This window comes from Epilithonimonas lactis, assembly GCF_900110605.1.
GTDB lineage: Bacteria > Bacteroidota > Bacteroidia > Flavobacteriales > Weeksellaceae > Epilithonimonas > Epilithonimonas lactis.
The window spans coordinates 373,429-385,728 of the sequence record NZ_FOFI01000004.1 but is presented as its reverse complement, the minus strand read 5'-3'; the positions used below and the strand labels follow the sequence as shown (position 1 = coordinate 385,728).

Annotated in this window: 9 protein-coding genes; 8 read left to right on the top strand and 1 reads right to left on the bottom strand. The window is 37.7% G+C overall.

The window, feature by feature from the left end; genetic code table 11:
• Positions 1-57 precede the first annotated feature (57 nt).
• The 3 genes from BMW39_RS15690 to BMW39_RS15680 are packed head-to-tail and all read left to right on the top strand — an operon-like array spanning position 58 to position 2,474.
• Positions 58-936: a lysophospholipid acyltransferase family protein gene (locus BMW39_RS15690; RefSeq protein ID WP_034974775.1), complete on the top strand. Its 879-nt coding sequence runs from the start codon at positions 58-60 to the stop codon at positions 934-936.
• A complete protein-coding gene (locus tag BMW39_RS15685; protein ID WP_034974774.1) occupies positions 937-1,923 on the top strand; it encodes a glycosyltransferase family 2 protein in 987 nt (328 codons plus the stop codon). It begins immediately after the preceding gene.
• A complete protein-coding gene (locus BMW39_RS15680) occupies positions 1,920-2,474 on the top strand; it encodes a 3'-5' exonuclease (protein WP_034974772.1) in 555 nt (184 codons plus the stop codon). The genes BMW39_RS15685 and BMW39_RS15680 overlap by 4 nt, the downstream gene beginning before the upstream one ends.
• A 24-nt stretch (positions 2,475-2,498) precedes the next feature.
• Here the strand turns inward: BMW39_RS15680 and apaG are convergent, their stop codons facing one another.
• A complete protein-coding gene (gene apaG / locus BMW39_RS15675) occupies positions 2,499-2,882 on the bottom strand; it encodes a Co2+/Mg2+ efflux protein ApaG (protein ID WP_034974770.1) in 384 nt (127 codons plus the stop codon).
• 155 nt (positions 2,883-3,037) lie between these two features.
• Between apaG and purB the strand changes: the two genes are divergently transcribed.
• The 5 genes from purB to BMW39_RS15650 all read left to right on the top strand — a co-directional run bounded on the left by purB (position 3,038) and on the right by BMW39_RS15650 (position 12,259).
• A complete protein-coding gene (purB, locus tag BMW39_RS15670) occupies positions 3,038-4,465 on the top strand; it encodes an adenylosuccinate lyase (protein ID WP_034974769.1) in 1,428 nt (475 codons plus the stop codon).
• Between the two features lie 86 nt (positions 4,466-4,551).
• Positions 4,552-8,241: a phosphoribosylformylglycinamidine synthase gene (locus BMW39_RS15665; RefSeq protein ID WP_034974767.1), complete on the top strand. Its 3,690-nt coding sequence runs from the start codon at positions 4,552-4,554 to the stop codon at positions 8,239-8,241.
• Complete coding sequence (locus tag BMW39_RS15660; RefSeq protein WP_051879895.1) at positions 8,225-8,611, top strand: ribonuclease inhibitor; 387 nt, start codon at positions 8,225-8,227, stop codon at positions 8,609-8,611. Before BMW39_RS15665 ends, BMW39_RS15660 begins: the two co-directional genes overlap by 17 nt.
• Before the next feature lie 14 nt (positions 8,612-8,625).
• Positions 8,626-9,255 (top strand): SGNH/GDSL hydrolase family protein, encoded by a 630-nt coding sequence (locus BMW39_RS15655; protein WP_083391941.1) that lies wholly within the window; start codon positions 8,626-8,628, stop codon positions 9,253-9,255.
• A 103-nt stretch (positions 9,256-9,358) separates the two neighbouring features.
• Positions 9,359-12,259, top strand: coding sequence for an AsmA-like C-terminal region-containing protein (locus BMW39_RS15650; protein WP_051879894.1), 2,901 nt, complete (start codon positions 9,359-9,361; stop codon positions 12,257-12,259).
• Positions 12,260-12,300: the final 41 nt, after the last annotated feature.

Below are 12,300 nucleotides of genomic sequence, written 5' to 3'. Positions count from 1 at the left end.
TCAAATTTAAGCAATTATCCCGCCATTTTCAGTATATTTGCCAATAAACACAATAGTTTGAATCAATTTCTATTCAGCATATTACTACTTATTTCACGATTACCACTGAAAATATTATATGTATTTTCAGATATCATGTTTTTCATCAATTATTATATCGTTGGATATAGAAAAAAAGAAGTTTTGGAAAACCTCAGAAATTCATTTCCCGACAAGTCTGATGAAGAAATAAAAGACATTTCAAAAAAATTCTTCTCCAACTTTTGTGACTATCTTGCCGAAATGCTCAAAGCTTTCACCATCAGCAACGTAGAATCCAGGGTGAGGATGCAACACCTGAATCAAGAACTTTTTCATGAGGCTAAAGCAGAAGGTAAAAATATCATTCTCCTTTCTGGCCACGTTTTCAATTGGGAATGGTTCAATGCATTGGCGACCATCATTCCACAAAAAGATTGTCACCCAGTCTATCGTAAAATGAGCAGCACATTTTGGGAGCAGAAGATCAAAATGATCCGAAACAGATTCAACAACAAATCTTTGGAAGCCAATGATGTGATCAAACATATTTTTCGAAATACAAACGACGGAAATTCTATTTATATGTTTGTCGCCGATCAAACCCCAAATGTTAATTCTGTCAACTACGGACTCAAATTTCTTAATCAAAAAACGCCTGCGTTTGTAGGTTATGATAAGTTATCTACTAGAATGGATATGGTCTTTATCTATTGTGAGATGAAGAAAGTGAAACGCGGATTCTACCAAGTGAACTACCACAGGATCTATCCAGATGGCGAAAAATTTGTGGAGCATGAAGTTGTGAATAAATTCCATAGGTTACTGGAAAACACCATCAACAAGAGACCCGACAATTGGCTTTGGTCGCACAGAAGATGGAAGAACAAAGATTTCATAAAAAATTACCAGGAATAGATGACGTTTGCAATTGCTATACTTAATTGGAATGGTAAAATTTGGCTCGAGAAATTTCTTCCTTCCGTTGTCCAATATTCCCCAAATGCCGAGATCTATGTCATTGATAACAACTCAACAGACGATTCTATTAAGTTTTTAAAATTAAATTTCCCGTCGGTCAAAATCATTGAAAACAAAAGTAATTCTGGTTTTGCAGCAGGTTACAATGAAGGTTTAAAGTTCATTAAAGCTGATGTTTATTGTCTTCTAAATTCTGATGTGGAAGTGACAGAGAACTGGATCGATCCAATTGAAAAACTGTTTGCAGAAAACAAAGATATTGCAGCAATCCAACCAAAAATTCTGGATTACAATCAAAAAGACAAATTCGAGTTTGCCGGTGCTGCCGGCGGGATGATAGATAATTTGGGTTATCCATATTGCCGCGGACGAGTATTCGAAAATATAGAATTTGACAACGGTCAATATGACGACGAAACGGAGATTTTCTGGGCTTCCGGTTGTTCATTGTTTATCCGTTCCGATGATTTTTGGAAGATGAATGGTTTCGATGAGCGGTTCTTTGCGCATCAGGAAGAGATCGACCTTTGTTGGCGATTGAAAAATGAAGGTAGAAAAATATATTATTGTGGGAAATCTACAGTTTATCACGTTGGTGGTGGAACTTTAAAGAAAGAAAATCCAGAAAAAACCTATCTTAATTTCAGAAATAATCTGTCGATGATGCTGAAAAATCTTCCAGCTTCGAAAGTATTTTTTATCTTATTTTTCAGATTGCACCTCGATGGTTACGCCGCTTTTTATTTGGCTTACAAAAATGGATGGCGATTTCTTTGGGCAGTTTTGAGGGCGCATGTCTACTTTTATATTCAGCTTCCCAAGTCGATACAGCTGAGACAGAAACATCAGATCGATCCATATTATCAAACAAAGTGGTTGATGTTCAAACATTTTTTAGGATCAAAAAAAATAATTAAAGAATGAATTTCATTGCCTTAGATTTCGAAACCGCGACACACGAAAAAAACTCGGCTTGCGAGCTGGGAATTTGCATCGTGGAAAATGGCGTCATCAAAGAGACCAGATCTTGGCTGATAAAACCACCTTCATATCCTTATTTCAATTATCACAATGTCGCCGTGCACGGCATCAATCCAGAAGATGTGAGGCACGCTCCTACTTTTGGTGATATTTGGTATGAGATAGAAAATCTAATGTATGGAAATCTCATGATTGCCCACAACGCATCATTTGATGCCAATGTTCTCCGTGGTTGTCTCGAACATTATGGTTTTTTTACTCCGAAAATAAATTATCTCTGCAGCATTGGCGTTGCGAAAAAGGCCTGGAAAAATCTGAAAAGCTATGGACTGAAAAGCCTGGCAGAACAGCATCAGATCAACTTCAATCACCACAGAGCAGACGCTGACGCAGAAGTTTGCGCCAAGATCTCATTATTGAGTTTCGAAAGATTGATGATCTCGAGAAATGATGAGATCAAAGAAGTTTTTGAAAAGAAAATTAAGTTTTTGTAGAATAGTTAAAGATTTGGTTTGATATCAATTACTCAAAACTTCGGAGACCAAATTAAACTTTGGAATTCCAACATTGAAGGTTCCTTTCTCAGCATTTTCAAAAACATAATGTCCTTCCATATTTCCAACACCTGATTTCAAAATCACATTAGAAAAGTAATTGAACTTCTCGCCACCTTCTATCACCGGCGTCAGTCCAATCACACCAGCACCTTCAACTTCTGTAAATCCAAAACCAAGGTCATAGATCATCCACCTTCTCGACAAAAGCTTTACAGGAACAACTCCAAGATTCTCAATCTCGATATTATAACGGAAAACAAAACGGTTCTCAGATGGGTAACTGTTGAAGTTATCGTACTCAGTGGTGACACTGACTCTTATTTCGGATGTATTTTTAGAGACCATTTCTGCTAGATTTTAAAATTGAGATACAAATATCCCGCCGATTATTGGATTAGATAATTACAATTTGGTTAAATCCATCGTCAATGTACATTTTCGTTTTATTCAATCGGTTAATTTTCTTAATTTTGTGTATCTAAAAAAGTAAAAAGAAAGAAATGAATTCCTACAAAAACCCATTGGAAGAGCGCTATTCCAGTGAAGAAATGCTATTTAATTTTTCGCACAACAACAAGTTTCGTACTTGGAGAAAACTTTGGATCGCTCTCGCTGAAATCGAAAAAGACCTTGGCCTAGAAATCACAGACGAGCAGATCGCTGAATTGAAAGCCAATGCAGAAAATATCGATTATGACAAAGCGGCAGAATACGAGAAGAAATTCCGCCACGATGTGATGGCTCACGTTCATACTTATGGTGACGTGGCGCCTTCTGCCAAAGGAATTATCCACTTAGGAGCGACTTCGGCTTTTGTAGGAGACAATACAGATTTGATACAGATCCGTGACGGACTTTTGATTTTAAAGAAAAAATTGGTCAATGTGATGAAGAATCTCGCTGATTTTTCGATTCAATATAAAGACCTTCCGACATTAGGATTCACACATTTCCAACCAGCTCAGTTAACAACTGTTGGAAAAAGAGCAACACTGTGGTTACAGAGTTTAGTGTTAGATATCGAAGAGCTTGATTTTTTCTTAGAAACTCTACGTTTCAGAGGCGTGAAAGGAACAACAGGAACGGCTGCAAGTTTCCTAGAGCTTTTCAATGGCGATTATTCTAAAGTAAAACATCTTGACAAAGAATTGTCAAAAAGATTCGGATTCGAAAAAGTTTTCGGCGTTTCAGGTCAGACTTACGACAGAAAAATTGATGCTAAAGTGGTGGCTTTATTAGGAAATATCGCTCAGTCTGCACATAAATTCACCAACGATTTACGTCTGCTTCAAAATTTGAAAGAAGTTGAAGAACCATTCGAGAAAAACCAAATCGGTTCATCGGCAATGGCTTACAAGCGCAATCCAATGAGAAGTGAAAGAATCGGAGCATTGGCAAAATACGTGATGTCTTTGACAACGAGTTCTGCAATGGTCGCTTCAACGCAATGGTTTGAACGAACGTTGGATGATTCAGCCAACAAAAGATTGACAATTCCACAAGCGTTCTTGGCAGTTGATGCAATCTTGTTGATCTGGAATAATATTATGAACGGAATCGTAGTTTATCCAAACAGAATCAACAAACATATCGAAGAAGAACTTCCTTTTATGGCGACAGAATACATCATTATGGAAGAGGTGAAAGCTGGTGGCGACCGTCAGGAAATCCACGAAGTGATCAGAGTTCACTCAATGGAAGCTTCGAAAAAAGTGAAAGAAGAAGGTAAAGAAAACGATTTGATCGAAAGGATTTTGAATGATGAAACTTTAAAGCTTGATAAGTCAAAATTAAAAGAAGTTCTGGATCCGAAAAACTTTATCGGTTTTGCACCAATTCAAACGGAGGAATTCATTGCGAATGAAGTGCAGCCGATTTTGGATGCGAACAGCGAATTGATCGGTTTGGAATCTGACCTAAAAGTATAATATGTGCAGCTTCGGCTGCATTTTTTTGTTAAAATAAATCTAATAAATGATTTTAGAATGAAAGCTAAAATCTCATATCTATAAAAATGAATAAAAGAATTTTCGTAGAAAAAAGAGGAATTTTCGATGTAGAAAGTCCAAAAATTTTTGATGAAGTAAAAGCGGTGGTTCCGTCGATCCAGAGTCTAAAAGTGTACAACGTTTATGATATTTTTGGATTAAATGACGGTGAATTTGAAAAAGTGGTTAACAGCACTTTCGTAGACCCGGTTACAGATATTTTAATCGAAGAAAATCCTGCAGAAGGAGTTTACTTCGCATTGGAATTTTTACCCGGACAATACGATCAGCGTGCAGATTCTGCTCAGCAGTGTATTGCTTTATTGACCGGAAATGAGAAATCAAAAGTACGAAGCGGTAAGTTGATGCAGTTTGAAGGCATTTCAGAAACTGATTTGACAAAAATCAAAGACCTTTTGATCAATAAAGTGGAATCTCAGGAAAAAGATTTATCAACACTGGATATTCCTGCAGAAGAAGCGCCTGCAAAGGTTTTGGTTCACGAAAACTTCATCGCTTTTGATGATGTTCAGTTGGAAGAATTCTTTAATTCTCACGGCTTTGCATTGGGATTGGATGATTTGAAATTCATTCAGGAATACTTTAAAACTGAAAAGAGAAATCCTACAGAAACTGAACTGAAAGTTTTAGATACATACTGGAGTGACCACTGCCGTCACACAACATTCGAAACAGAGCTGTCAAACATTGAATTTGAAGGTCAGTTTAAACATACATTGGAAACTATTTTCAATGATTACATCGAAAAAAGAAAATTCTTAGGCCGCGAATTAAAACCGATTTCTTTAATGGATTTGGCAACCGTTTGCGGAAGGTATTTCCATAAAACAGGCAACCTGGATAACCTAGTGGTTTCTGACGAAATCAACGCCTGTACGATTCAGATCGAAGCTGAATACGACGGTAAAAAAGAACCTTGGTATTTATTGTTCAAAAACGAAACGCATAATCACCCGACAGAAATTGAACCTTTTGGTGGTGCTTCAACATGTTTAGGAGGTGCAATCAGAGATCCTTTGTCCGGACGTTCATTCGTTTTTCAGGCAATGAGATTAACTGGTGCTGCTGATGTTTTGGAACCTGTAAGTTATACATTACCAGGAAAATTACCTCAAAAAACAATCACAAAACAAGCGGCGAACGGCTATTCTTCTTACGGTAACCAAATCGGTTTAGCGACTACAATGGTTTCTGAAATCTACGATGAAGGCTACAAAGCAAAAAGAATGGAGGTTGGTTTCGTTACCGGCGCCGTTCCTGTGGATTGGGTAAGACGTGAAAAGCCGGAAGCTGGAGATTCGATCATCATTTTAGGTGGTGCGACTGGTCGTGACGGTGTTGGTGGAGCGAGCGGAAGTTCAAAAGAACAGGACGAAACTTCTATCCACACAATGAGTTCTGAAGTTCAGAAAGGAAACGCTGTGGAAGAACGCAAAATCCAGAGATTATTCAGAAATCCTGAAGTAACGAGATTGATTAAAAAATCAAATGACTTCGGAGCTGGAGGTGTTTCCGTAGCAATCGGTGAAATCGCTGATTCTTTGGAGGTTAATCTAGATGTTTTGCCTTTAAAATACGAAGGTTTGAACGGAACCGAGCTTGCCATTTCTGAATCTCAGGAAAGAATGGCGGTTGTGGTTGAACCAAAAGATAAAGACCAATTCATCAAATTCTGTGAAGCAGAAAACATTGTGGCTGTAGAAGTTGCAAAAGTGACAGATTCCGGAAGAATGCAGATGTTCTGGAAAGGCGATAAAATTGTTGATCTTTCAAGAGAATTTTTGGATACCAACGGATGTTCAAAAAGTCAGGAAGTTAAGATCACGCATCTTAATGAAGTGAAAGAAGAAACTCCGGTTTTCAACGAAGAGAATTTCTTGAAAATCCTTGCAGATAAAAACGTTGCCTCTCAAAAAGGTTTGTTGGAAATGTTTGATTCATCAATTGGTGCGACTACAGTTGCGATGCCTTTAGGTGGAAAATACCAGCAGACTTTGATGGAAGGAAGCGCTCAGACGCTACCGATTTTGGGAGCTAAAGATATTGAAACCGTTTCCTTTGCAAGTTGGGGATTTGATGCTGAAATTTCAAAGCAAAACTCACTGCTGGGAGCGTCTTATGCTGTGGTTGAAAGCGTTGCCAAAATCGTTGCGATGGGTGGCGATTATAAAAATATAAGATTAAGTTTCCAGGAATATTTTGAGAAATTAGGTCAGAATCCTGAAAAATGGGGCAAGCCTTTGGCTTCGCTTTTGGGAGCTTATGACGCGCAAATCAACTTCGGTTTAGCGGCCATTGGAGGTAAAGATTCAATGAGTGGAACCTATCAGGATTTGAATGTCCCACCAACGTTGATTTCATTCGCTTGCGCTAATGGAGAAAAGAAAAATGTCATCTCTCCGGAATTTAAACAGGCAGGAAATAAACTGTATTTCTTTAACCATACTCCTCAAGAAAACGGACTTCCAAACTATGAAAATCTGAAGGCAGTTTTTGAATTGATTTTCGAAAATATCAAGGCTGGAAAAATCGTTTCTGTGAAGACTGTGAAAGAAGGTGGCGTTGCTGTTGCCTTAGCCAAAATGAGTTTTGGAAACAGATTGGGTGCTGATATTACAGTTGATGAGAAATTATTATTAGCGAAAAATATTGGAAGTTTAATCATCGAATCCAAAGAAGAATTAAGCACTGTTACACTTCAATTCATCGGTGAAGTTAAAGATTCTAATATTCTTAAAATCAATGATTCTGAATTTGCGATTGAAAAATTATTAGCAGCAAATACAAGTACATTTGAGAACCTTTTCTCAACAGTTGAAAAAGAAAAAATAACGGTTGAAATCGATGAGAAATTAAACTCGATCAACCCAAGAAATATCATCATAAAAAAACACGGAATTGCTCAGCCAAAAGTATTTGCACCGATTTTCCCGGGAACAAATTGCGAATATGATACGCTGAATGCATTCCAAAAAGAAGGCGCAATTGTAAGCAGCTTACCGTTAATCAATATCAATCACCAATTGTTGGATGAAAGTATTGATGCTTGGGTAGAAGAAATCAAAACGTCTCAAATCTTAGCATTCTCCGGAGGTTTCTCTGCGGGTGACGAACCGGACGGTTCTGCCAAGTTTATCGTGAATGTTTTGAAAAATGAAAAGATGAGAAATGCTGTTCACGAATTGCTCGACAGAGACGGAATGATTATCGGAATCTGCAACGGTTTCCAGGCTTTGGTGAAGTCAGGATTGTTGCCGTACGGAAGAATCAAGGATTTGGATGAGAACTCTCCTACTTTGGCTCACAACGCAATCAGAAGACACATTTCTCAGATGGTCAATGTGAAAGTTCTGAACGACGAATCGCCTTGGCTGAAAGGAATGAAAGACCAAGTTTTCACCATTCCAATTTCTCACGGTGAAGGTCGTTTTATGGCGTCAGAAGCCGAAATTCAGAAGTTGTTTGAGAACGGACAGATTGCTACTCAATATTTGGATTTGGATGGAAACGTCGCTCACGGAATGCCTTTCAATCCTAATAACTCATTATTCGGAATTGAAGGAATCACAAGTCCGTGTGGAAAAATTTATGGTAGAATGGGACATCCGGAACGTTTTGCAGAAGGTTTGATGAAGAATATTCCAACTGCGAATTACCACAATATCTTTAAAAACGGCGTTGAATACTTCAAATAAAAATAACAAGAAATCGGCTGTCATCAATGGCAGCCTTTTTTCTGATTTGTCGGGATTCTACAACGAAGTTTCCAATGTCTTTATGAAAGATGAAGATTGGAAAGTCGGGACTTTGGATGGTTTTGATGATATTCTTTATGGATTTCATGGTGAAATCATTTGGAAAGATTCTCAGAAGTCAAGAGAGGATTTAGGTTTTAATTTGACTAAAGAATTTTATGAAAATAAAATCAAACAAGGAAAACCTTTTAATATTGAATTGATTCAGCAAAAACTGGATGATTTGATTGTTGGAAACGGACAAACTTTATTCGAAATTTTAGTTGAGATTATAGAATCGCACAAGAATATTACATTAATTTTGGACTGATTTAAAACAAGACAATGAACAAGATGATTTATGGATTATTCTTCGGAGACAGCATTACTTACGGCGAATATGATGGTGTTTTTGGTGGCTGGGTCGATATTTTGAAACGATATGCTTTGCAGAAATATAATGAAGGAAGCACGAATGAACTGATTCTTTTCAATCTCGGAATTGGTGGCGAAACTTCGGAAGGTTTGGTCAAAAGAATTCCGCACGAGATGAAAGCCAGAAACTCCGCTGACGGAAACATCGTATTCATCGGTTACGGAGCCAATGATTTGGCTGTGAAAGATGAAAATCAAATGATAGACGCTGAACAATTCAAAGCAAATATCGAAACCGCAATTCAACATGCAAAGCTTTATTCAAACGAAATTTACTTGGTCAGCATTCTTCCAATCTCTGAGAAAATTGATTCAAAAATCTCAACAACAGGAAAGATTAGAACGAACGAAGACGTTTTGGTTTACAATCAAATCCTTAAAGATATCGCAACTGAAAACGCGTTGAGTTACATCGATTTTCATTCGGCTTTTTTGGAAGACAAAGAGATTCTGCTTTCCAAGGACGGCGTTCATCCCAACGAAAAAGGTTATGGAATGATGGCAGAAATCGCCATTCCAATTATCGAAAAATATTTGTAAACATTCATCAATAAAGGCTTAAAACCTTTCTCAAATCTGGGAAGGTTTTTTCGTGAATTCATTTTTAGCACAGTCTTTGAATCAATCATAAAAATCTAAGATTATGAGTGCGGGAAATAATATCACAACAGTGTTGCTGAAAATATTAAAATGGCTGGGAATTACGATTGCTTCTATCCTATTTCTAATGTTCATCATTCCGATTCTTTTTCCTGGGCAGATTTCGAATCAGGTCAAAATATTCGCCAACAAACATTTGGCTGGCGAACTCGATTACAAGAAAACACACCTTAGTTTTTTTCGTCACTTCCCTTCTCTCACTGTTTCTGTGGACGATTTTCTATTGAAAGGCTCCAAACCTTTTGAACAAGACACGCTTCTCGCGGCTAAGGAAGTTGCGGCTGGAATCAATCTTAAAAATTTGATTTTCGATGGCGAGATAAAAATCGATGAAATCTATGTGAATGATGCTGTGGCCAACGTTTTCGTCAATTCCAAAGGGCAGGCGAATTACAATGTTTATGTTTCCAAACCTTCCGAAAAACCGAAAGATACGACGGAAGCTGGAGCATCTATCAAATTAGATTTAATCAAACTGAAAAACTGGAACATCAAATACAATGACCACGCAGCCAATGTTCTGGTGAATGCGAAAGGTCTTAATTACACAGGAAAAGGTGGATTGAGCGAAGATATTTTCGACCTTGAAACCGACCTTGGAATCGACAAACTTGATTTTGCATTAAATAGAATTTGGTACGCAAAAGAAAAATCACTTCACGCCGATTTGATTACGAGAATCAACACCAACGCCTTGACTTTTGTCTTGAGAAAAAATGAGTTGAGAATCAATGAACTGCCTTTAAAATTTACAGGATTTGTGAGTATTTTGAAGGATGGTTATAATTTGAATATCAATGCGGCTTCAGAAAAAACGACGATTAAAGATATGTTGTCCGTTTTGCCACCGCAATATTTTAGTTGGGTGAAAGACACGAAAATCGAGGGAAATAGTGATTTGTTCTTTAGTTTAAAAGGCCGATTCAGCGAGCCGAAAAACCAGAAACCCGATTTGAAAGCCAGTCTGAAAGTGAACAACGGTTTCGTTTCCAACAGTAACGCGCCAGTGCCGATGAACAATCTGAATCTGGATTTGAATGTTGATTTACCTTCTCTTGATACAAATAAACTCCTACTCGATTTGAGGAATTTAAGTTTCGACCTAGGAAAAAACAATAAGTTCCGAGCCGTTGTGAGAACACAAGGAATGGACGAAATGAAAATCAATGCCAACATCAAAGGAGGAATTGATTTGGCGACATTGGATTCAGCTTTGGGATTGAAAGATATCGAACTGAAAGGTTTGATGAATACGGATATTCAATCCAACGGAATTTTCAATTTAGATAAAAAATTATTCCCAAAAACGAAAGGTTATCTGAATCTGAAAAATGGTTGGCTGAAAACCAAATATTATCCGAATGCGATTCAGAACATCAATATTTTAGCGAATATTTATAATACGGATGGGACTTTCAAAAGTCTGGGCGTAAAACTCGACCCGTTCAAATTTGATTTTGAAGGCAATCCTGTTTTCGTGAATGCTGATTTGCAAAACTTCGAAGATTTGTTGTATAAAGTCAGAGCAAAAGGTGTTTTAAATATTGGACGAATCTATCAGGTTTTCAAGAAAGAAGGCTTCGATGTCAGTGGTTTGATAATGGCGGATTTATCTTTGAATGGTCGTCAAAGTTACGCGACAACGGGACAATACAGCAAGCTTGATAACCGAGGAAACTTAATCCTGAAAAACATCAAAGCCACGACGGAATATCTGCCGAAATCGTTCTTCATCAAAGAAGGAAACTTCGAATTTGAAAATGAAAAAATGTGGTTCCGAAAGTTCTTTGCGAACTATGGTAAATCCGATTTTGCTTTGAATGGTTATCTTTTAAACACCATCAATTATTTCATCGAGAGAAAAGGTACTTTGCACGGGAAATTCCATCTCAAGTCCAATTATATTTTGATTGATGAATTTATGGCGCTGAAAGAAGGCGACAATAAAGATAAATCGCGGGCTGTGGAATATGCCAAAGAGGAAAATCCAAAAAGCAGTGGCGTTGTGATTGTTCCTACAAACCTGGATGTTTCGTTGGAAGCAAACGCCAAAAAAGTCGAGTTCAAAGGACTTGGTTTGAATAATCTGGTTGGTTTGGCTTCTGTCAACAAAGGCGAAGTTTATCTTAAGAACACAACTTTCGATATTGTCGGGAGCCGAATGGGAATCGATGCGAGATATCATAACGAATCACCGATTACAGCCAATTACGATGTTGCCTTGAAAGTTGATAACTTCGATGTTCAGCGAGCTTACAAGGAAATCGATATGATTCGTGAAATGGCAACTGCAGCCAAAGATGTGAAAGGAATTGTGTCTTTGGATTACAAACTGAAAGGTGATTTTGATGCGAATATGAAACCGATTTATCCATCATTGGAAGGTGGTGGAAATGTGAATCTGAAAGATGTCGAAGTTAAAAACCTGAAAATGCTCTCAGCCGTCGGAAATGATATTGGCGCAAATGCCTTCAACAATCCTGATATGAAGGGCGTTGACATAAAAACAAATATTAAAAACAATTTGATTCACGTGGACCCGTTTACTTTCAAAGTTTCAGTTTTAAGACCTTCCATCAGCGGAACCACAAGTTTCAATGGCCTACTCGATTTCCGAATCCGAGTTGGATTGCCACCAGGCGGATGGATTGGTTTCCCTGTTGTAGTCACTGGAACGCACGAGAAACCGAAAATCAAAATCTTCAGCAAGACCGGGCAGGGAATTTTGGAAGCGCTTTACAATACAAAATCCAATAAAGTCATCCGTGAGGAAAAACGGGCTGAGAAAAAATCCCGAGCGCAACAACGGAAAGACAAACGTGCGCAGGAAAAGAAAGCTGAGAATGCGGAGAAGCAGGTTAGTAAAGATGTGAAAGAGAAATAATTTAAAAGCTCCAATTATAATTGGAGCTTTTTTGATTGCTA